Below are 22,339 nucleotides of genomic sequence, written 5' to 3'. Positions count from 1 at the left end.
CTTTAGCATGAGTAAACCAAACGCACTTGATTTTAGTTTAATTCATTTTGATGGATAGTTCTGCTAATATAAATAATGGTGAAATAGATCGCATTCATTTTGAACAGCGGTTATGGGATGAAGGTTTTAAACGGGTAATGGGCCTTGATGAAGTAGGACGAGGTTGCCTTTCAGGTCCAGTTGTAGCAGCAGGAGTTATCTTTGAACCGGATACCTTTATTGATGAAATAAGGGATAGTAAAACCTTATCCCTTAACGAGCGCAAAGCACTAACTCTTGAGATTAAAGATAAAGCTGAATATTGGACTATTCAGTGGTGTACGCCTGAAGAAATTGATAAATGGAATATATTGCATGCCTCTATTAAAGCAATGAATCGTTGTGCAGAAAAGGAGGGTGCTGCTCCCGATTACTTACTTGTTGATGGAAATCGTTATAACTCTGGTTTGTGCCCGCACAAGTGTTTAGTGAAAGGAGATGACCGTTCAATGACCATTGCTGCTGCCTCTATTATTGCAAAGGTTTATCGGGACGAATGGATGATTAAGCTACATGAAAAATATCCCTATTATGGTTGGGATACCAATGTAGGTTACCCCACTGCGCAGCATTACAGTGGATTGGAAGAACATGGTTATACCCCTTATCATCGCCAGAGCTTTAACTTGCGAACGGATAAGGTGTTGGAAGAAGAGTAACTTCAATTTGTTAAGCTATCGGTAAATACTAAATTGTCGCTTATAGAAATCCAGATTTAGGCAGATCCCCAGCATTATCGTGTTGGTGATAAGGGCGGAACCTCCATAACTGATAAATGGTAGAGGAACCCCGATAACGGGGAGCAGGGCAGTAGCAGATCCTACATTAATAAAGAAGTGCATAAAATAGATTGTAGTAACGCTAATAATAACTAGTTGAGCAAATGGGTGCTTGTGTGCTTCGGCTGCCTTAAGAAGGCGTATTGAAAGCATTAGGAGCAAGATAATTACGAAGCTTGTTCCCAGAAAGCCAAATTCTTCTCCTATTACGCAAAAAATAAAGTCTGTCCACTGTTCAGGTAAAAATCGTAGTTGTGTTTGGGTCCCCTGCATAAAACCTTTGCCGTATAGCCCTCCTGATCCAATGGCTGTTTTCGCTTGGATTACATTCCAGCCTGCTCCCTGAGGATCAAAAGAGGGGTTAGTAAAGGCCTCGATACGTGCCCGTTGGTGAGGCTGTAAAACTTGAGAGAGAGAAACCTGTATACCGATAACAATGATAATACCGGTAACAAAAGAAGCAAAAGTTAACCAGGTGCGCCGTTGCAGCATAAATATCAGTAAAGTAAGTATTACTGCGGCTATTAAACCCCAATACCATGCTATGATAGTTAGATAACCGATAATAGCAGGAGAGATGATGAAAAGAGAAATTCCATAAGGAAGCCCCGACCAGAATAAGATGACGGGGATCAGGGACGCAAAAATGATAGCGGTACCTGTATCATTTTGCAAAATTACTAAAATGGTAGGTACTAATATAATTAGAACTGTAGTTAAGGCCGATTTTATATTTTCGGCAGATATATTTCGGCGACTGGTTAGATAATTAGCTACTGCAAGCACCGTAGCAATTTTCATAAGCTCACTTGTTTGCAGATTAAAAGGCCCTATGACAAGCCAGCTTTTAGCCCCGTTTACTTCTTTCCCAAATAGCAAGGTCAAGATCATCAGTAAAATTCCAATGCCATAAAAGATATATGACCCCTCTTGAAAGGTACGCGGATTTATAAACTGTAAGCCTATCAAGAGGAGTATCGCGATGCCGAATGCTATAAGTTGCTTGTAGAAATTAATCTGGATATAGGTAGGTAGGAATTCAGCAACTGGCCCCTGAGTGGCACTATAGATAGCTACAAGGCCTACGCCAATTAAACTTGTCCATAAACCAATGAGTGACCAACTGAGTTCTCGTAGATTAGTCATCTGTTTGTACCTCCGGAGTTTCTTCATCAGTTGTTTGTTTACGGGGCTCAAAATTCTTTACATAGTCGTAGACGTAGGAACGTTTTACTTCTCCGGTCAGGTATTGTTCGATCATCAATGAAGCAATTGGAGCGGCCGAAATTGAGCCATATCCGCCGTTTTCCACAAGTACAGCTACAGCAATTTGGGGATCATTGAGGGGGGCAAAACTAATGAACCAGCCATGATCCTGTCCATGCGGGTTCTGTGCAGTTCCCGTTTTGCCGGCAACTTGTATACTATCTAAATCAGCGTAATATCGACCACTGCCATCGGTAACAACTCGCCGCATACCTTCTCGTACAGTTTTAAGGCTTCGCTTACTAAGCCATTCGATCTTTTCTTTATGTGGGGCTGTTTGTAATTTAGTGCCGTCATTTTTACTAATGGCCCGTACAAGATGGGGCTGAACATGATACCCGTTGTTGGCAATTTGAGCAGCCACCAGTGCCATTTGTAGCGGTGATGTTCCCACAAAACCTTGACCTACTCCTAAACTCAACTGATCGCCAATACCCCATTTCCCTTCACCCAAAACGCGATTTAGGTAGGTACTGTCTGGCAGGGTTCCCTTAGTTTCATTTGGAAGGTCAATATCATTTCGCTGCCCAAGGCCAAATGAAGAAGCTAGATCGTGCCATTGGTTCAGTCCTTTAGTTGTAGCAATTTTATCCATCAGCCAAAAGAAAAAAGTATTGCTGGATTCTTGTAGTGCTTTTTTGACATCATATTTACCGGGATCGGCTAGGTCATTATAGCGTCGGCCTCGCAGGTAATAACCCGGGTTTTGAATTTCAGTGCTGGAGTTTATGATCCCCATATTCAGCCCCATAAGTGCCATAAGTGGTTTGAAGGTAGAACCCGGAGGTTGACTGCTGGAGATTGCTCTATTGAAAAGTGGGTCTGTAGTATCTGAATTTATATCAACCCAGTATGTGGAGTCAATACGTCCCGCTAGTTTTCTTATATCATAGCTAGGGGCACTGGCCAGACTAAGCACTTCTCCATTATCTGGATCTAATGCGACAGCAGCTCCTATTTTGCCTTTCAGCAGATCTTCAGCTAATAGTTGAAGATCGGTATCTATTGAGGTAAGAAGATCAGCGCCTTTGCTGGGAGCTTCATCAATAGCTCCATCTTGATAAGAACCTAAGTTTTGGCCCATCGCATTTATCTTAATATACTTTGTTCCAAATTCTCCTCGCAATTGATCTTCATATACCATTTCAAGACCACTTTTACCGGTTTTATCTCCTAAGTGGTAGTTCTTTGTTCCAAGATACTCTTCTTTTGATACTTCCCTTAGATATCCTAGGATATGGGAGGCATCTAAACTATCGATCGGATATTCCCTTTTACTCTCGACCTGGTGACCAATACCCGGCAGTCGCCAGATGTTTTCCTGAATGATGGAGAAAGTTTTAAAATCTACCTCTGTAAATAACCGTGATGAACGATACCAAGAATATGTTTGTGCTTCTTTAACCCGTTCTTTTATGTCTTCAACAGACATATTAAGCAGCTCGGCAAGAATAGGGGTGTTTTTTTTCTTATAGCTGGCAGGGGTAATAGTAATGGTATAGATAGGTTGGTTATCTACGAGCAGATTTCCATTTCGATCATAGATAAGTCCGCGGGCAGGGGTTACGATCTCCTGTCTCAGTGAATTTTGTCGGCTCAGTGGTCCATAGCGATCATGTTGAATGAGCTGTAGTTGAACTAGTCGCCCCAACATAATTAGTCCTAATATAATAATGCCCACCTGTAAGACACGGATAGATACCTGGGTGCGTTTTTTCTTACGATGTTGCATTATATTTCAATTTATCGAATTCGAAATAAATAGATAATAGCAGCAATAAGTGCTGTATAGGAGCTATTGCCTATTAAATGACGCCAGAAAAATATTTCAGCAGTATAATTTACAATTACCCAATTAAGGCCCAGGAAAATAATATTATGTACCAACGCGCCAATAAGTATTGTTAAGAAAGCCTGACCAATTAATAATTGTTTTTGTGTGTTTTTGGGAATGAAATTATAGCTTATGAATATTAATAACGTTTTGGCAAACATATTTAGTCCCCACAAGTCGAGTAGTGCATCCTGTAAAAAACCCAAGCTTGCTGCCATTATTATTGCGGAGGTACGATCTTGACGAGAAGCATACCATAAAAGAAATATAAGCACCAGGTCGGGCTGAACCATATATATTTTCAAGTGTCGAAAAAGAGCGACCTGAATAACTAAGAAGAGAATCCCTAACCCAATTTTTTTAAGTCGATCTGGATTCATTTTAAAATCTCCTCGTATTCTTTCTTGAGTTTGGTAATAGCAGTATCTGGCTTAAATTTGACAATAAATCCTTCCGCTAACTCATACAAGTTAACATATGGTTTAAGGAATACTTTTTGTGTCTCTTTTCCTTGCCGAGGTTCTGTCCTTGTAACTTTTCCTATAGGGATATCAGGTGGAAATTGGTTACTCAAACCGGACGTTACAACTACTTCTCCGGTATCGATCTCAGTAGTTTGAGGAATATGGTCAAGTTGAAGTTCTACAATTGTTTCGCCATTCCATGATATAATACCATAGGCATTCGATTTTTGTAGTTTGGCGCTTACCCGAAACAGGGTATTAAAAAAGGGCATTATCTGGGAATAGTTTTTATTAGCTACAATAACTTTGCCTACTAAGCCATTCGCAGATACCATAGGCATCCCTCTCTCTATGCCGTCATTCGTACCGCCATCTACGGTTAAGGAATTGGTTACTTGGTTCAACTCTTTAACAACAATCTGCACCGGATACAGAGGTAATTCACTTTTACTGCTAAATTGCAGCATTTTACGTAACTCCTTGTTACGTTGTCCCGCTGCTCGTAGTCTGCTCAATTCATCCAGCAACAAAACGTTTTGTTTTCGAAGCTGGGTATTTGTTTTTAAGGCTTGCCTGTATACCCGAACGTTAGAAAGCGGTTCTTCCATATAACTGAATAATGTGATAGAGACCTTTCGAAGATTATCTAGCCCTCCTTGGTAGCGCCCAATCATCAATGCAACGGCTGTGATCAGTAAAAGGGCCGTTATTATATGGTCTTTAACATCAGCTATTCGGGGTATTCGGAACCGCATTCACTTATTGTATAGTTTAGGTAATAACTGTTCGGTAATGTTCGAGATCTTCCAGTATAGCTCCGGTTCCGCGCACTACAGCTGTTAATGGATCTTCGGCAATATGCACCGGTAGATCGGTTGTTTCCATAATTAGTTTATCAAGATTTTTAAGTTTAGCACCGCCTCCTGTGAGCATAATGCCCCTGTCAAGAATATCTGCTGAGAGCTCGGGTGGGGTTTGCTCAAGAGATTTGGTAATAGATTCGACAATGGTATTGACTGATTCTGATATCGCTTCCCGAACATCTTTGGACGTAACGTGCCGTGTGCGCGGTACGCCATTTACCAGATCACGACCTTTTGTTACCATATCTAACTCTTCATCGAGGGGAGCTGCGGACCCTATCTCACACTTGATTTTTTCAGCTGTTCGTTCACCTATCAGAAGGTTATGATTACGACGAAAGTAATTAATAATATCATCGTTTAGTTCATCACCACCCAACCGTACCGATTGTGCATATACAATACCGGAAAGTGCAATTACGGCTATTTCAGTAGTGCCGCCCCCGATATCAACAATCATATTACCAATTGGTTCGTGTACATTTAGGCCAATGCCGATAGCGGCAGCCATAGGCTCATCAACCAGGAATACCGATTTGGCCCCGGCATGTTCTGCACTATCGCGTACAGCTCTACGCTCTACTTCGGTTATTCCACTGGGTACACAAACGACCATCTGACGTGTTCCCGAATACCATTTCATTTTTACTTTGTCGATCATTCCCCGAATCATCTGTTCAGCAACTTCAAAGTCGGCAATGACGCCATCGCGAAGCGGTCGGACGGTTCGGATATTCTTATGTGTTTTCTCGTGCATAAGTCGTGCTTCGTGACCACTGGCTACAGGTTCGTTTTGCATGTTCAGGGCCACGATAGATGGTTCATTGAGTACTATGCCTTCACCTCGTGAATAAATTAGGGTGTTTGCTGTTCCCAGGTCGATGGCAATATCGGTATAGAGCCAGTCGAACCACCCTTTGTTTTTTTCGTTTTGTTTCTTTTTGGGGGTATGTCTATCCATGGTTAATAAGTGTAGATGAGCTGAAAGTAATCAGTTTTTTAGCTGAAACAATTACAAAAAAAGAAAATACAATTTTGTAACTCTATTTGCGAATTAATGGGTAATAAACAAAAAAATAAAACAGATGCAAGGTTAATGTCTAAAATGACGGTTTCCGGTAAATACCATTGCTAGGCCTAATTTATCTGCTGCCTTTATAACCTGTTCATCACGAATACTGCCTCCGGGTTGTATTACTGTTTGTGCACCGGCCTCTGCGGCGGCTTCTACTCCATCAGGAAATGGGAAAAAGGCATCCGAGGCAATAGCGGTACCTACTAATGAAAGTCCTTCTTGTCGAGCTTTGGCAATAGCTATTTCAGAAGCTTCAACTCTGCTTGTTTGTCCGGTACCAATTCCTATTGTTTGGTTGTCTTTAGCATAAACGATCGCATTAGATTTAATATGTTTCACTACTTTCCATGCAAAAAGCAGGTTCTCGACTTCTTTATCTGATGGAATTCGTTCGGTAACGGTTTTTAATTCTTCTTTGCTGATGGTTTTCAGATCAGCATCCTGGCTGAGTGCTCCACCAAAGATAGAACGGTATTGTCGGGTTCTGGTATTATTTGGCAATTTTTTAATTCGGATAAGTCGACGATTCTTTTTCTGTTGCAGTAGTTCCAATGACTCTTCACTAAAGTCGGGAGCAATGATAATCTCGGTAAAAATTTCATTAATTGCTTTGGCTGTTTCGGTATTCAGTTTTTGGTTAACGACTACTATGCCACCAAAGGGGGACATGGTATCGGTAGCAAAAGCTTTCTTCCAGGCATTGGAAAGTTTTTTGTCAGAGGCAACGCCACAGGGTACGGTGTGTTTGAAAATTGCACAGGTGGGTTTTGAGTCCCAAAAGTCGCTAATGAGATTTAGGGCAGCATCAACATCCGTAAAATTGTTATAGCTTAATTGTTTGCCATGGAAGCAATCAATGAATTCCGATTGATTGCCATATACAGCTGCTCCCTGATGTGGGTTTTCACCATAACGCAGTGTCTGTGATTTAGATAGAGAGACATTCAGTTGTTCCGGAAGTTCTTCGGGTTTGTCATCTAAGTTATTAAAGTAATTTGCGATAGCCGAATCATAGCTTGCAGTATGGTTGAAAGCATTTTTTGCCCATTTTTGGCGTTTTGAAAATGAAAGAGCATTACCTTGTTTTAATTCAGAAATACAATCTTCGTATTGGTCTGGTGATGTGAGAATTCCAACATGAGCAAAGTTTTTGGCAGCAGCTCGAATCATTGTAGGACCGCCAATATCAATATTTTCAGTAGCAATAGCAGGTGTGCAATCGTCTTTGGCTACAGTTTCTTTAAAAGGATAGAGGTTTACAACTACCAGCTCTATTGGCTTAATATCCAATCGCTCCATTTCATCAACATCAGCTTGATGGCTGGTTCGGCCTAATATGCCACCGTGGATGATAGGATGTAACGTTTTAACACGTCCGTCCAGGCATTCTTCAAAGCCGGTGATTTCACTAACATCAGTAACAGGAATATCCTGCTCGCGAATTTTACGTGCAGTACCGCCTGTAGAGATGATTTCTACACCTGCATTGTACAGGGCTCGGGCTAAATTGGTGATTCCTGTTTTGTTGGAAACAGATAAAAGGGCGCGATTAACTGTTAAAGGTTCTTGAGGAAGCTTAGATAGAGGTTGTAAAGCCACTGTTAATTATTGGATTTGGAGTTTAATTCGTTAGTGAGTTTAGCTATTACTTCAGGAAAGAGTTTATGCTCTTCTTTTAAAACCCGGCTGGCCAAGTCATCAGCATTGTCAGAACTTTTGACAGGAACTTTGCGCTGCCCAAGTATTGGACCATCATCATACTCTTCCGTAACCAGATGAACAGTGCATCCTGACTCATTCTCATCATTATCTATTACAGCCTGATGAACACGCATCCCGTAGAACCCTTTTCCACCGTATTTAGGGAGCAGGGAAGGGTGAATATTGATGATTCGGCCATGGTATTGTTCAATCACGGCAGTTGGAATTTTTATCATATAGCCCGCCAATGCAATCAAGTCGGTATTCCATTGTTCCAGTTGTTTTAACAGGCTTTCAATATATGTCGACTGATCTGTGAATTGGGAGGGAGCCAGTATTATATGAGGGATACGATGATTTTTAGCACGTTCTATGGCTTGGATCCCAGTTTTGTTGGTAATAAGACCGGCTAGCTGTCCATCAATTTCCCCGGCTTCTATCGCATTAATGATAGATTGAAAGTTGGTACCCGACCCAGAAGCAAAAACAACGATATTGAACAAGGTGAAAGAGATAAAAATAATTGTAGTAAGTTTGCCGAAAAGATAAGCAAAAAAGAATACAGATTAAGTTCGAATTTCAGAACTTTTTTAGCTGGAGTCGCTGACTGAGCTACTCCGGAAAACATAATAATTGTTGAGGCTCCAACGAATCTGGTTAATCGTAATTTTAATCATGGTAGCTATTGGGATAGCAACAAGCATTCCCAGTAAACCGCCCATCTGAGCTCCAATCATAATGATGAATAAAATAGCGACGGGATGCATATCAGCAGAGCGTGAAAAGATGAACGGTTGCAACACTACATTGTCGAGCACCTGTACCATCAGGATAGCGATAATACAGGGCAAGACCAGCGAAAAGTTACCAACTTCGATGATAGAAACAATAATTGATAGAATATAGCCGATGATGGGCCCAAAATAGGGTATAGTATTGGCAAGGCCCACTGCAATACCTACAGATAAGGCATTATCGAGCCCTACTATCGTCAATCCTACCCATGAAGTGAAAGCGACGATGATACTTTGTAGCATTACACTTCTAAAGTAGATTCCAAGACGTGTTTCAATTTTATCAACTAGGCTTAAGGTTGTTTCAAAGTATTTGTTGGGTACTATTTGAAGGATGTCACGACGGAGTTTCGTACCGTCTTTGAGAAAGAAAAAGGTTGCAAAGGGGATAATCAGTGCTGCAGAAAATATGTTAGTGAAGATTCCAATAATATTACTGAGCGCGGCGGGTAATTCCCCTACATCCAGTAATTCCTTGAGTGCTTGTGCCATGTTATCGCTTAAAAAGCCTTGAGGTAAAAAAGCGAACTCTCGGGTAAGACGTTCCTCTATTTGTCTTGTAATACTCTGGATGTTTTGAATGTTTAGTTGCCCTGCCAGTTCTACCATTTGGTTTGCAACAATGGGTATAATATTGGTAGAGATCCAGATTAAGATAAAAATAAGTGCACTTAGAACCAGGGTGATTGAGAAGGTTCTGTTTATTCCGGAAGCTTGCATGCGATTCACAATAGGGTCAAGCATATAGCTGAATATCATAGCAACAATAGCATATCCTACCAATGTGCCAAAATAATATAGCAGGAACCATACGACCGTGATACCGGCTAGGGCTAATACTGATTTAACAACACGTTCAAGGGTTATATTTGTCATTGTGCAATCGCCTTCATTAGCGCGTCAATATGCTTGAAAATATCCGTAGATCGATACCCTTTCCTTGCCAAGTGATCGACCACCTTCTTTTTTCTTTTATAGGGATCCTCTTCTCTCAAAAAGCGTTTTTTACGTTTTAATACCAAATCTAAAAAAGTCTGTTTAACATCCTGACCTTCAATAGCCTGCTCGATACATCGTTCAGCTACAGTATTAGAAATTCCCTTTTTGAATAAGTGAGATTTAATCTTATTTGGCCCCCATTTACTGAGGTTGCTTTTATCTGCTGCAAATTTTTTTGCAAATCGTACGTTATCTAGAAAACCTTTTTCCTGAAGCTCATCGAGCACACTATTGATTACGTCTTTAGAGTAATCTTTCTTTATAGCTTTGGTAAACAGTTCCTTACGAGCATGTTCTCTACGCCCCAGTAGTTTTAGCATATATGCTTTTATGGCAAAGCGCCCTTCTTCGCGCTGGAGCTTGCGAAATAACGAGGGCGTTATTTCCATTCCCTTTTTTAGGTTAAATTTGAGGAGCGTCTGCTCGGAAACACCCAGCAAAAACTCCTCATCAACAAAAATGGAATAGCGTGCTTTATTTTTCTTTTGAACGCTAATAGAACTTATATCACCCGGTAGGTGATGTTCTGTTTCCTTACTCATGATTAATCGCCACTGTCGGAATCGTCCTTTGATTTTTCGTCTGAATCTGTCTGATCTTCTGCCTCTTCGTTTTCAGAAGGATTCATTTCGGCACGAATTTGTTTTTCAATTTTCTCGGTAAGTTCCGGATCAGACTCCAAGAACTCAATAGCATTATCCGTACCCTGGCCAATAGGTTCTCCTCCATATCGGTACCAGCTGCCTCGTTTCTCAATAATGTCAAATTCTACCGCCATATCCAGGATTTCTGCCATCCGTGATATCCCTTTTCCATACATGATATTAAATTCAACCTGCTTAAAGGGTGGGGCTACCTTGTTTTTAACTACTTTGACCTTGGTTCGGTTACCTACTACGTCATTACCCTGTTTAAGTGATCCTATGCGACGGATGTCCATCCGTACTGAGGAATAGAATTTAAGGGCACGTCCACCGGAAGTTGTTTCGGGATTACCGAACATAACTCCAATCTTCTCGCGAATTTGATTAATAAAAATGACTGCAGTTCTCGTTTTATTGATGATCCCCGTAATTTTACGCATTGCTTGCGACATCAATCGGGCTTGAAGCCCCATATGAGAATCTCCCATTTCGCCTTCTATCTCGGCTCGAGGTACCAAGGCAGCAACAGAGTCAACAACAATGACATCCAGTGCCGCAGATCTGATAAGGGTTTCTGTAATCTCTAGAGCTTGTTCTCCACTGTCGGGTTGAGAGACGAGAAGTTCATCGGTATTAATACCGAGGTTCTTGGCATAACGCGGATCAAAGGCATGCTCCGCATCAACAAAAGCAGCATAGCCTCCGGCTTTTTGTGCTTCAGCAATTACATGTAGAGCCAGTGTTGTTTTACCACTGGCTTCGGGGCCATAGATTTCGGTTACACGACCGCGGGGAATTCCGCCAACGCCAAGGGCATAATCTACCATGATAGAACCGGTAGAAATACTGGGGACATCAGAGGTCGCCTCATCACCGAGACGCATAATTGTTCCTTTCCCATGCTGTTTTTCAATTTGGCCGATGGCCATTTCTAGTGCCTTTTCACGATCTTGGTTGTCAGACATAAATTCGTAAGTAATTAGATTGTAGAGTTTTCACCCGATAATATATTAAATAAAACTGACAACATAGTGTCAGTCCAATTCCCAAAAACTGTTATTGTTTTGTTGCTATTTGCAGAACAGGAAATTTCCTGTGACAAGAGACTAATATATTTTTGTTATTCGCAGGCTATATTAGTTAGACCGCCAATATAGATATTCCTTACGAAATCAGGGATTTAGCTTGCCAACAACATCGGCTAGTTTGCCTATTGCTTGGTTAATTTGTTCTGAAGTTATATATGGAGCAGCACCAAAGCGTATGATGTCACCTCGTGCATCAGTAAAGACATCTTGTTCCATCAGTTTAGCCCGTATGGTACGGGCATATGGAGAGCGTAGTGCAAGAAAGCCGCCATTCTCTTTGAGGGGGCGGTTATGGTAGAGCGTAATGATCTCAGGATCAAAATCCTGTTCGAGGAATAGGGTTCGTAACAATCCAACCTGTCTCTGATATTGTTGTCGAAGTAGGTCTGCTGTTAATCCTTGCTTTTCAAAGAATTCTACTACTTTGGCTGCCCTGAACTGTGAAGCAGGATCATAGGTGCCAGATGCAAACCGTTGGTTCCCATCATCATAATGGACGGGTTCATCATTTCGAGGTTCATCCAGCGTGCTAAAAGAAGCAAACCAACCTGTTATTGCAGGTCGCAGTTCACAGCCTTTCGGGAATCGAAGAAAGCAGTTGCCTTCGCCCCATTGCAGGTATTTATATCCACCAATAAGCAGATAACAATCTTCTAAGTTTTCTTCTGTTATTGACAGAGGTATTACATTAGTACCGTGGTAATCGTCAATAAGTAGGGGGATCCCCTTAGAGCGAGCAAGAGCTGCAATTTCAGAAATGTGCTGGTTTACCAGTCCACTTTTAAAATAGACACGTGATAACATTATAGCAGATACTTGATCATCAATCTGTTCTATAATATGAGAGACGATATCCTCATAAGGGTCTACCTTAATTACCTCCAAGCCTTCTTCTTTGAGACGGTGCAACTGCCGAAACATGGAGTGGAACTCACCGGTTGTGGTGATAACTTTCGGTTTATTTTTTAAATCGAAACTGGATAACCATGCAACTAGCAACAGGTGTGTATTCTCGGCCAGGCTATATAACCCATCAGGATCATCATAATATTTACGCAAATAGTTGCGGAGAATCTCTGCTTTTTCAAAAGCAGGATCCCATTTATTATCTACCTGGGATGCCGCTGTTGTAAAAGACTCTTTTAGCCCTTCAAGTGCTATGTCGGGCCAGGCCTGGTGCGAGTGTCCGGTAAAAAGAAGTCGATTCTCTACGTTGAAATGTAAGTAATATGGTGTAAGTTTAGTTGCAAGCTGATCGATAGTATCCATAGTGAGTTTAAATCTCTGATCGGATTTCCCAGAGGTCCGGGAAAATACGGTTGTGTAATGTTTTACGGAGATACTCAACGCCACTGGAGCCGCCGGTACCAATTTTATTGCCAATAGTGCGCTCTACCATTTTTACGTGGCGATATCGCCATTCCTGCATTCCTTCATCAAAATCTACAAACAACTCGCAGAGCATGGCTGCTTCTTGATCTATATTCATAACCTCTAGAAGTATTTCCTGGTTATGGTCCGATGGGTCATATAGAAGTCCATGTTCATTATTTCTTTCTGGTATTTCGGCATCATATCCTTGCTGTTGAAGAAACATACAGAAGCACTCCCAAAGTGTTGGCTCTTCCATCCGCTCTTGTAGTCGATCTACATATTGCGGTTGGTGTTCATGTACTTTTAAGACATGAGGTGATCGATGTCCGCACAATATTTCAACTTCGCGGAACTGTACCGATTGAAAGCCGCTGGCTTCATCTAGAAATCCTCTAAAACTTTCAAACTCCAGGGGTGTCATCGTTTCCAGGATGTCAACTTGTCCCACCATCGTTTTTAAAATTGTTAAAATACGTTTCATGGTTTTAGCTGCTCCCCAGGTGGTCCCCTCTATCAGGTCATCTCGGAGCTTGTCCATCTCATGTAAAAGTTGTTTAAACCAGAGCTCATAGGTTTGATGGATAATAATAAACAGCATTTCATCATGCTCTTCTGGCTCTGATTGAATATTCTGAAGTTCTAAAAGTTCATCAATTTTTAAATAATTACTATAGGTAAGTTTCATCACAGAGTGGTATTTATTACGTTACTTAGCCGTTAAATGATAGGTAGAATTTAGGTTAGTCTCTATTTTAATTGTTTAATTACAGGAAGTGGCCAAAAATGCTTAGATTTGGCGCGGAATTATTAAGTGAAAAATGATATATGGCTTTTTTAATAGCAGATAGTGGTGCAACGAAAACGGAATGGAGTTTAAGTAATGGAGGTCAGCAGGAAACAATATTTACTGAGGGCTTAAATCCCTATTATCATACAACAGAAAGTATCGTTGATGTGATAAAGCATGATTTATTTCCAGAGCTCGATGAAGAGATTGAAAAAGTGCACTTTTATGGAGCCGGTTGCGATAGTGAAGCAAAAGAAACTATTGTGCGCCAAGCATTGGAGAGCGTTTTTGATAAGGCAAATATCAATATTTACCATGATTTGATGGGAGCGGCGCGTGCTTGTTTCTTACGGGAGCCTGGTATTGCTTGTATCCTCGGTACCGGTTCAAACTCTTGTCTGTATGATGGGGAAGAGATTGTTGAGCATATCCATTCCCTGGCATTTATTTTGGGGGATGAAGGGAGTGCCGGTTATTTTGGGAAGAAACTGATAAACAAATATTTTAGATTTGAAGTACCTGAAGATCTTAAAGAAGATCTGGAAGCGAACTATAATATGTCTTTAGAGCATATAACAAAAGGGCTCTATGATGGTTCGCAAAAAAGCCGATTTATTGCTTCGTATGGGGCTTTCCTGGGAGATCATCCGGATCATCCCTTTATAAGAGAGATGTTGTATGAGGGGTTCGACAACTTTATCAGCCGTATTGTGCTAAAATATTCCAATGCAACAGATCATGAGGTTCGTTTTATTGGGTCGGTAGCTCATGCCTACCAAGATTTAATTAAAGAGATTTTAGCAAAATATGATTTGGAGGCAGGTCTTTTTGTTAAGAATCCAATGAAACGTCTTGTTAAGTATCACTCTGCAGAGGTGAATTAAGTATTGTGATTGATACCCATTGCCATATTTATGCCGATCAGTTTAATGATGATATCGAAGAAGTGCTCAACCGGGCAAGTAAGGTCGGGATAGACCATATCTTTATGCCCGCCATAAATTTTGAGTCGGTTCCTAAAATGGATGAAATCGTTCATCCTCATATTAGGTTTCATAAAATGGCAGGCATACACCCTACCGATATTAATGGAGGGACTCGTACTACTGAAGAAGAGCTATTTAAGTATTGTAGCAATGATGAGATTATAGGTGTTGGAGAGACCGGCCTGGATTATTATTGGAGTGCTGAATACAAATCTGAACAAGAGCAAAGTCTTCGTATTCATTGTAAGGTAGCAAAACAGCTGGCTAAGCCAATTGTTTTGCATAATCGCGATAGCACAAAAGATTTACTGGATGTTGTAGCAGATGAACAGGATGGAAACCTTAGAGGGGTATGGCACTCATTTACCGGATCAGAAGATGAAGGTAAAAGAGCAATAGACCTTGGGCTTAAGCTTGGTATAGGCGGTATTTTTACTTTTAAAAATGCCGGTGTTGATAAGGTAGTGGGTCGGCTTCCGCTGGAACAGATGATACTCGAAACCGACGCCCCTTACTTAGCACCTGCTCCCAAAAGAGGAAAACGCAATGAACCTGCTTTTGTAAAATATACAGCTCAGCATTTGTCCAAGATAAAGGACTGTTCGCTGGATGATGTTTTGCAAGTGACTGACAGTAATGCATTAAACTTATTTGGCATCTCGCAGTAAAGAAAATCCCAAAGCATCCAATTGGGGAAAGCGATCAAAGTAAGCCGCTGGTAAATAAGTGTTTGAGAACTCTTCGCGCAAAGGAAATTCAGCTCTTAGCTCATTAAATTTTATTCCTCTTTGATTGGGAGCTTTTTGGATGATTTTTTCCAAATTCTTCTCATATTTTTTTATCGGATGGAGTTTTTTTAGTAACTCACCAATAGTATCAAAGTTGGTAATCTTTTGATTAAGAGTGTGGCTACTTTGTTGATTTTGCTGTTTTGGGGCTTCTAGGTTAAAGTGAGCAAGTAAGTCATCAACAACAAACTTAGAGGCATTGCTTTTGGCCTGCACAGAGTAACCCGCGATGTGGGGCGTTTTGAGAAAAGCCTGTTTCGCAGTTTCAAGACTGAAATTAGGTTCATCTTCCCAAACATCAATAATAATATCTCCAACCTGGTTTTCGGTCTTACTATCTAACATTGCTTTTTCATCAATAATGCCTCCACGGGCACTATTTATAATAATCTCAAAGGTATGCTGAGAAAGTTTTTCAAAATCTAACCAGTGATAGGTTGGATAAGTCCCTTTTTGGGTTAATGGTGTATGAAAAGTGAGGATATCAGATGCTAATACTTCATCTAACGTTGCAGAAATGTAGTCATCGTCTCTTAGCTCTCTGGGGGGATCGTAGCCTATTGTAGTAATCCCCAGCCTTTCTAATAGTTGTATCACTTCGCTCCCTACATTTCCAACCCCAATAACACCGACCGTTAATGTAGTTAGATCCTTTTGACGATTCTCTGCCCATAAGAGGAGAGCTGTGCCCACATATTCCGCTACGGAACGTGCATTACACCCTTCAGCATTGGCAAAAGTAACGTCGTGTTTGTTGAGGTAGGGAATATCAACATGATCGGTACCGGCCGAGCCGCTGCCAACAAATGATAGCTGATTCGGAATATCAGGCAGTGTTTCTTTATTAACAGGGATTACAGTACGGACTAGTAAGCCGTGGGCTGTTGATATTTCCGGGGGGAATCCATGGACTGGATCAAAAAGTTGCAGGTTAATGTTTTCGGGCAAATAAGACTGTATATTATACAGGTGCTGATCAGCTAAAATGTTGAGCATCAGAGACATTTAGATATCAAGTTTTGATCAAATATACATTATTACAACTCAAAAATTAATCCAATAACAGTAGTTTATGGCTTCTAAATCGTACAACGCAGTATCAATAATCCGTAAAAAGCGAGATGGTAAGGCATTAACAAAAGAAGAGATAACATTTTTGATAGATCAGTATACTGCTGATGAGTTGCCGGACTACCAGATGAGTGCTTTTTTGATGGCTGCCTATTTCAATACGCTTAACAGTGATGAAGCTTCGGCCCTTACCTATGCCATGTTACATTCAGGAAAAGTAGTTGATCTTAGTGATATTCCCGGTAAAAAAGTAGATAAGCATTCTACAGGCGGGGTGGGAGATAAACTATCGCTGATATTGGCACCTATCGTAGCTAGTTACGATGTGCCGGTTCCGATGATTTCCGGTCGGGGATTGGGGCACACCGGGGGCACGTTGGATAAGATGGAGTCAATTCCAGGTTTTACCGTTGATATTACTCTGGATCGGTATCGGGAGATTTTATCTAAATGTAAAATGGTAATGGCTGGGCAGACCGAGGATATTGCTCCTGCCGATAAGCGTCTCTATGCGCTACGAGATGTGACGGCGACGGTAGAATCGATACCTCTCATTGCCAGTAGCATCATGAGTAAAAAGCTTGCTGAAGGTATTGATGCCTTGGTACTGGATGTTAAATTTGGATCCGGTGCATTCATGAAAACCCAAGAAGATGCGAAAAAGCTTGCCCAAACCTTGGTGGCTATTGGTGAGGATTTTGGAAAGGAGACCGTTGCTTATCTGACGAATATGAATCAACCTCTTGGCTATAAAGTAGGAAACTGGCTGGAAGTGGAGGAATCTATGGAGGCCCTGCAGGGAAAGGGGCCAAAGGATATTATGGAAGTTACCCATACTCTTGCAGGCACTATGATTTTTCTAGGAGGTAAAGCTGAAACGGTAGGAGATGGGATTCAAAAGAGCAAAGAAGCTGTTCGGAATGGACAAGCTTTTGAAAAATGGCTGCAGTTGACCGAGCACCAAGGCGGAAATATAGAAGTACTTAAAGATTTTGATAAATACTCAAAGGCTAAGCATCAATTTGAGTTTACAGCTAAACAAACAGGAATAATTTCTGAGATAGATGCTTATTGTATCGGGATGGCTTCCCTGGAGCTGGGAGCGGGACGTAAAAAGAAAGAAGATACCATTGATTCTGCCGCTGGCATTGAATTAAAGCATAAAGTAGGCACAAAAGTTAAAAAAGGTGAAACATTAGCCGTTGGTTTTACGAACAACAACAAAGCAATAGAAACTGCAGAAGATACGTTGGATGACGCTTTTATCGTTGATGATACTCATGTTATTAAAGAACAGATGGTTACTCATCGCGTTGACAAAGATGGAATCCACAAAATATCGAAGAAACAGTGATATTAATTGCAATATCACGAAAATAACATAACTTTAAAGTCTTAGAGCTAAATTGTAGAATAAGCAATTAGTATTATAGGGCAGGGCAAAAATCAATAAAAAGAGATAATACCATGTTTAAACGATTCATTCGTGCTATTAAGTCGCTTTTCGGTGGAGTTGTAAGTTCCTTGGAAGATCCTAAGCTCATTTTAGAGCAGAATATTCGGGATCTTAATGATCAGATTCCCCAGATGAATGAAAATATCGCTACGGTAAAGGCGAATATGATCATGCTTCAAAAAGAAGTGAAAAAGTATGAAAAGCGCATCGAAGATCTTACGGCAAAAATTAAATCGGCTATTAATGCCGACCGAGATGATATTGCTGAAGGTTATGCAATGCAGCTTGAGAAGGCTAAAGAAAATCTGTCTAGTTCCAAAGAGCAGCTCAAATTTGCTGAACAAGCCTATGAGAAAGCTTTAAAGGTTAAAAAGGCCTTTATTCGTGAGAAGGATAGCAAAATACAGGAGGCTAAAGAAGCAATGCGTGCCAGTGAACGAGCCGAATGGCAAGGTAAAGTGGCTGATGCACTGGAACAATTTGAAACAGGTGGGCTCGATCAAACGCATGACGAGATGGTTAACCGTTTAAATGAGCGGACAGCTAAAAATGAAGCTCGTATGGAAATGGCCTTGGACAGTATTGATACAGAAACAATGGAAATTGAGGCCAACGCCGAAAAGCTTCGTGCCCATGAGCTTGTAGAGCAGTTTAAGGCTGACATGGGTAAAACGGAAGCCCCAAAAGAAGAGGAAAAGAGCGTAGGTTCTGCTAATGAAGGGGAGATTGAAATTGAGAAAGAAGCTCCTGAAAAAGAACAGGGCAAAACGATTGGCAATAAAGAAAAGTCAAAATCTTAATGATATAGTGCTATGGCCAACGATAGCCGGAGCGAACGTGAACGTTTGAAAGAAGAGTATAAAGCTCATTACCGTAAGATGCGTGAGATTAAAGAACGCGCTTCACGAGCTAATAAAACAAAAAAGATCTCTGATGCACTAAAAAACATGGACAAAAGCCAGATGCTTGATACCTTTGATGACTTCCTTTATTCGGTTAAGCATAAGGTGGCATCTGTAGAAGCAAGGTTAGATGTTGCCATGGAAAGTTTGACGGACGAAAAGAAAGAAGCCATAGATGAACAGGAGTTTGATGAAGAGATGGCAAAAGAAAAAGCAAAAGATACATTGAAGCAGGTTAAGTTAGAGATGGGGCTTTTGTATAAAGAAATTGAACAACAGGCTGATACCCTTGAGGTTAACAAAACTATTGGGTCGGGTGAAAAACCGTCTGATCAGTCTCCGGGTTCACGATCAAGCGAAGATTAAATCTGATTTTATGAGTGAAGAAGACAAATCCATAAATTTTACACGCGAGGCTTTTTTACACCCATTAAATATGGGAGTACTATTGGTCGCTACTATATCGGCTTTTCTGATGGACGATGTGGGATTGATGTCGAATCTGGTACTCTCAATGGCTTTTGGCGTAGAGCTTATGTACCTAGGTATTGTTCCGCGATTACCAAGATTCAGAAAAAGCGTTAAGCTAAGAAAGTTACGGGAACGTAATCCTGCTGCTGAAGAAAAATCAACATTCCAGGAACTCGACCAAAAGAGTAAAAAGCGATTTTTAGTACTGAAACACTTAGCAAAGCTTATTAAAGAAAATTTTGATAAGCTTCCGTATAGTTCTCAAGGGTTATTAGAAAATATTCGAAAAAAAATTCAAGAGCTGATTTCTAACTATCTTACCCTGCTAGATCTTCATAAGCGATATCAGCTATATATGAATACATCGGTAGAAGAAAGTTTAAAAGACGAGGTTCAGGAAGAGGAACGGAAGATTAAAAATATGAAGTCGGATCGGCTGAAGCGTACGAAGGCACGTCGGGTTGGTATCCTCAAAAAACGTCTTAAAAAGTTTGAAATCGCGAAAGAGAAGTATTTGATTTGCGAAACTCACCTGGAAACTATTGAAGATGCCATTCATTATATTTATGAACAGTCGATGACAATGAGTAACCCTGAAGAAATTGGTTTCCAGCTTGATAATCTTCTTGAAGAAGTGGAAGAAACATCACAACTTATTGACGATCTTGACAAAGACATTTTACCTTTACATTCTGACCTTGATGATCTTGATTTAGATTCGGATTTTCTTGAAATGGAAGAAGAAAAGGAACAAGAACCTGAGTCAGGATCGCAAGTTAACACTTCGAACCGGGTTAAAGAATAATATATTTATGAGTAAATCTTATGATACGGTCCTTTGTAAGACTGACGATCAAGGTATCGCTACCGTCACTATTAATCGGCCTAAAAAGTTAAATGCACTAAACGATAATGTGCTCAATGACTTGGTAGATGTTTTTAAGGCTATTCAGGTTGATGAGAATATCGAAGCTGTTATTGTAACAGGAGCTGGTGATAAGGCTTTTGTCGCAGGAGCTGATATCAAAGAATTGCGTGAACTTGATAATCGTTCTGGCCGCATGGCTTCACAAAAGGGACAGCAGATCTTTCAGCTTATCGAAGACACGCGACGTCCGGTTATTGGTGCAATTAATGGATATGCCTTAGGGGGCGGGGCCGAACTGGCTATGGCTTGTCATCTGCGTATCGCAAGTGAAAATGCTGCTTTTGGATTACCGGAAGTGGGGTTAGGACTTATTCCCGGTTATGGGGGAACACAGCGGCTTACTCGTCTGTTGGGGCGGGCCAGAGCGCTGGAGATGATTTTAACCGGTAAGCAAGTGAAGGCGGAAGAGGCTGCAGAGCTGGGGCTCGTCAACAAAGTGACCGATGGTGATCCTGCTGAAGCGGCAAGAGAACTTATTAAAAAGATTTTATCAAATGGCCCTGTTGCCGTACGTAGTGCTATTAAAGCGGTATATCACTCCGACCATCAAAATGGTTACCAGATAGAAGCAGACCTTTTTGGAGAGCTATGCGAGACAGAAGATTTTGTCGAAGGTACTTCTGCATTTCTTGAAAAACGGAAGCCGGATTTTAAAGGGAAATAATCGTTGCTCTTTTGTCTGTATTTCCATTTCGGTAGGATAAAAAAATATTTACTTAATAAGATTACGTGACTGAACTTCTACTTATAGTTCTTACTATTTTTCTGAGTGGATTTTTCTCTGGCTCAGAGATTGCGTTTGTAAGCGCTAATCGTTTGAAGCTGGAGATAGAATCCAGGAAGACGTCTAAAACGGGGCGTGTTGTTAATTATTTTGTGCGAAATCCGGAAACCTTTCTCACTACTACCCTGGTAGGTAATAATATCGTCAATGTGGTATATGCCACACTGATGACCATTTTTCTGGTAACGCCGATTACCCATATCTACCAAAGTTGGTTTGGTGCGGTTCCTTCAAATCTGATGATGCTGGTTTGGCAAACTGTTATTGCTTCGGTGGTAATTATGTTGTTTGGAGAGATTTTGCCCAAAGCTATTTTCCGCATTCATGCCGATTGGTGGGTAAAGGTGATTGCTGTTCCCCAGCAAATATGCAACTGGATTTTTAGGCCTTTAATTTACCTGGCAGATAAATGCTCTGATTTTATTATCAAGATTGTTGATCCGGAGATTGACAGATCTGGACGCGTATTTCGGCGGCAAGATGTGGAACTTATATTTCAGGAGTTGCGAGATAGTGGGGGACATGATCTTGACAAGGAAGACTCTGAGATACTACATAATGTATTGGAGCTGTCTAATAAACGGGTTAAGGAATCGATGATTCCCCGTACCGATATTGTGGCTGTTGAAAAGAATACAAGTATTGAAGAGACGCTCAAACTTTTTATTTCATCAGGTTTTTCAAAGCTTCCGGTATATCAGGAAAGTATAGATGATATTGTGGGAGTTATTTTTGCCTATGACCTATTTAGCAATCCCGATAATCTTATTGAGATTATGAGGCCAATTAAGCTGGTTCCGGCATCTCAAAAGTCAAAAGATCTGCTTTCAGAGTTTAGAAAGTCCAATATTTCTGTGGCTATTGTTATCGATGAGTATGGAGGTACCTCCGGAATGGTAACTATTGAAGATCTACTTGAAGAAGTTGTTGGAGATATTCAGGATGAGTATGATACAGAAGAGCATTTCGTGAAAAAGCTTTCAGAGCGAACTTATATACTTAGCGGCGGTATCGAAATTGATGATTTATTACAGGAACATCCCGAAATAACATTACCGGAAGAGTCTGCAGAGTATGAGACTATTGCAGGTTATGTTATTAATGCTTTAGGACGTATCCCCAAAGTGAATGAGGAACTGCTGATTGATGGGAATAAGATCATAATCAGTAAGGCCACGCCCAGTCGTATTGAAACGGTTAAGCTGGTAGTTATTGAGTAACTACTTGGTAATTTGTTTGTAACATT

At 40.8% G+C, this 22,339-nt stretch carries 22 protein-coding genes; 9 read left to right on the top strand and 13 right to left on the bottom strand.

Translation table 11 applies throughout. The annotated features are described in order from the left end of the window. The first annotated feature begins 50 nt into the window (after positions 1-50). Complete coding sequence (rnhB, locus tag FCN14_RS07365) at positions 51-698, top strand: ribonuclease HII (protein ID WP_138430557.1); 648 nt, start codon at positions 51-53, stop codon at positions 696-698. A gap of 15 nt (positions 699-713) precedes the next feature. Here the strand turns inward: rnhB and rodA are convergent, their stop codons facing one another. The 12 genes from rodA to FCN14_RS07305 all read right to left on the bottom strand — a co-directional run bounded on the left by rodA (position 714) and on the right by FCN14_RS07305 (position 13,605). Next, the gene (gene rodA / locus FCN14_RS07360) at positions 714-1,964 is read right to left on the bottom strand and encodes a rod shape-determining protein RodA (protein ID WP_138430743.1); all 1,251 of its coding nucleotides are present in this window, start codon (positions 1,962-1,964) and stop codon (positions 714-716) included. After that, positions 1,957-3,816: a penicillin-binding protein 2 gene (gene mrdA / locus FCN14_RS07355; protein ID WP_138430556.1), complete on the bottom strand. Its 1,860-nt coding sequence runs from the start codon at positions 3,814-3,816 to the stop codon at positions 1,957-1,959. The genes rodA and mrdA overlap by 8 nt, the downstream gene beginning before the upstream one ends. Before the next feature lie 11 nt (positions 3,817-3,827). Beyond that, positions 3,828-4,298 carry a rod shape-determining protein MreD gene (gene mreD, locus FCN14_RS07350; protein ID WP_138430555.1) on the bottom strand — a complete coding sequence of 157 codons (471 nt, stop codon included), beginning with the start codon at positions 4,296-4,298 and terminating at the stop codon, positions 3,828-3,830. Continuing rightward, a complete protein-coding gene (gene mreC / locus FCN14_RS07345; RefSeq protein ID WP_246043121.1) occupies positions 4,295-5,137 on the bottom strand; it encodes a rod shape-determining protein MreC in 843 nt (280 codons plus the stop codon). Before mreC ends, mreD begins: the two co-directional genes overlap by 4 nt. A 16-nt stretch (positions 5,138-5,153) precedes the next feature. Next, positions 5,154-6,206 (bottom strand): rod shape-determining protein, encoded by a 1,053-nt coding sequence (locus FCN14_RS07340; protein ID WP_138430554.1) that lies wholly within the window; start codon positions 6,204-6,206, stop codon positions 5,154-5,156. A 132-nt stretch (positions 6,207-6,338) separates the two neighbouring features. Further along, positions 6,339-7,919: a bifunctional phosphoribosylaminoimidazolecarboxamide formyltransferase/IMP cyclohydrolase gene (purH, locus tag FCN14_RS07335; protein WP_138430553.1), complete on the bottom strand. Its 1,581-nt coding sequence runs from the start codon at positions 7,917-7,919 to the stop codon at positions 6,339-6,341. 2 nt (positions 7,920-7,921) lie between these two features. Next, on the bottom strand, positions 7,922-8,524 hold the full coding sequence (gene purN, locus FCN14_RS07330) for a phosphoribosylglycinamide formyltransferase (protein ID WP_138430552.1): 603 nt from the start codon (positions 8,522-8,524) through the stop codon (positions 7,922-7,924). Positions 8,525-8,611: 87 nt separating this feature from the next. Further along, positions 8,612-9,691 (bottom strand): AI-2E family transporter, encoded by a 1,080-nt coding sequence (locus FCN14_RS07325; RefSeq protein WP_138430551.1) that lies wholly within the window; start codon positions 9,689-9,691, stop codon positions 8,612-8,614. Beyond that, on the bottom strand, positions 9,688-10,356 hold the full coding sequence (locus FCN14_RS07320) for a regulatory protein RecX (protein ID WP_138430550.1): 669 nt from the start codon (positions 10,354-10,356) through the stop codon (positions 9,688-9,690). The genes FCN14_RS07325 and FCN14_RS07320 overlap by 4 nt, the downstream gene beginning before the upstream one ends. A 2-nt stretch (positions 10,357-10,358) precedes the next feature. Continuing rightward, positions 10,359-11,423, bottom strand: coding sequence for a recombinase RecA (gene recA, locus FCN14_RS07315; protein WP_138430549.1), 1,065 nt, complete (start codon positions 11,421-11,423; stop codon positions 10,359-10,361). A 207-nt stretch (positions 11,424-11,630) separates the two neighbouring features. Further along, positions 11,631-12,815, bottom strand: a complete 1,185-nt coding sequence (locus tag FCN14_RS07310; RefSeq protein WP_138430548.1) for an aminotransferase class V-fold PLP-dependent enzyme — start codon at positions 12,813-12,815, stop codon at positions 11,631-11,633. A gap of 7 nt (positions 12,816-12,822) precedes the next feature. Then, positions 12,823-13,605, bottom strand: coding sequence for a tryptophan 2,3-dioxygenase (locus FCN14_RS07305; protein ID WP_138430547.1), 783 nt, complete (start codon positions 13,603-13,605; stop codon positions 12,823-12,825). A 140-nt stretch (positions 13,606-13,745) separates the two neighbouring features. On the opposite strand from FCN14_RS07305, the gene FCN14_RS07300 reads away from it, so the two are divergent. Together FCN14_RS07300 and FCN14_RS07295 are read left to right on the top strand one after the other, a co-directional pair. Beyond that, a complete protein-coding gene (locus tag FCN14_RS07300) occupies positions 13,746-14,591 on the top strand; it encodes a hypothetical protein (protein ID WP_138430546.1) in 846 nt (281 codons plus the stop codon). A gap of 5 nt (positions 14,592-14,596) precedes the next feature. Beyond that, the gene (locus tag FCN14_RS07295; RefSeq protein WP_138430545.1) at positions 14,597-15,361 is read left to right on the top strand and encodes a TatD family hydrolase; all 765 of its coding nucleotides are present in this window, start codon (positions 14,597-14,599) and stop codon (positions 15,359-15,361) included. Here the strand turns inward: FCN14_RS07295 and FCN14_RS07290 are convergent. After that, positions 15,341-16,486 carry an NAD(P)-dependent oxidoreductase gene (locus tag FCN14_RS07290; RefSeq protein WP_138430544.1) on the bottom strand — a complete coding sequence of 382 codons (1,146 nt, stop codon included), beginning with the start codon at positions 16,484-16,486 and terminating at the stop codon, positions 15,341-15,343. The two genes, FCN14_RS07295 and FCN14_RS07290, sit on opposite strands and share 21 nt — an antisense overlap. 67 nt (positions 16,487-16,553) lie before the next feature. On the opposite strand from FCN14_RS07290, the gene FCN14_RS07285 reads away from it, so the two are divergent. The 6 genes from FCN14_RS07285 to FCN14_RS07260 all read left to right on the top strand — a co-directional run bounded on the left by FCN14_RS07285 (position 16,554) and on the right by FCN14_RS07260 (position 22,313). Next, positions 16,554-17,906: a thymidine phosphorylase gene (locus tag FCN14_RS07285; protein ID WP_138430543.1), complete on the top strand. Its 1,353-nt coding sequence runs from the start codon at positions 16,554-16,556 to the stop codon at positions 17,904-17,906. A gap of 113 nt (positions 17,907-18,019) precedes the next feature. Continuing rightward, positions 18,020-18,808 carry a PspA/IM30 family protein gene (locus FCN14_RS07280; RefSeq protein ID WP_138430542.1) on the top strand — a complete coding sequence of 263 codons (789 nt, stop codon included), beginning with the start codon at positions 18,020-18,022 and terminating at the stop codon, positions 18,806-18,808. 12 nt (positions 18,809-18,820) lie between these two features. Further along, on the top strand, positions 18,821-19,276 hold the full coding sequence (locus FCN14_RS07275; protein ID WP_138430541.1) for a hypothetical protein: 456 nt from the start codon (positions 18,821-18,823) through the stop codon (positions 19,274-19,276). A gap of 10 nt (positions 19,277-19,286) precedes the next feature. Continuing rightward, positions 19,287-20,186, top strand: coding sequence for a hypothetical protein (locus tag FCN14_RS07270; RefSeq protein WP_138430540.1), 900 nt, complete (start codon positions 19,287-19,289; stop codon positions 20,184-20,186). Between the two features lie 7 nt (positions 20,187-20,193). Beyond that, positions 20,194-20,973 (top strand): enoyl-CoA hydratase/isomerase family protein, encoded by a 780-nt coding sequence (locus FCN14_RS07265; RefSeq protein WP_138430539.1) that lies wholly within the window; start codon positions 20,194-20,196, stop codon positions 20,971-20,973. Positions 20,974-21,038: 65 nt separating this feature from the next. Further along, positions 21,039-22,313 (top strand): hemolysin family protein, encoded by a 1,275-nt coding sequence (locus FCN14_RS07260; RefSeq protein ID WP_138430538.1) that lies wholly within the window; start codon positions 21,039-21,041, stop codon positions 22,311-22,313. The last annotated feature ends 26 nt before the right edge of the window (positions 22,314-22,339 follow it).

This window comes from Fodinibius saliphilus (genome assembly GCF_005869845.1).
Lineage (GTDB): Bacteria > Bacteroidota > Rhodothermia > Balneolales > Balneolaceae > Fodinibius > Fodinibius saliphilus.
This window is presented reverse-complemented; position numbering and strand designations above follow the sequence as displayed.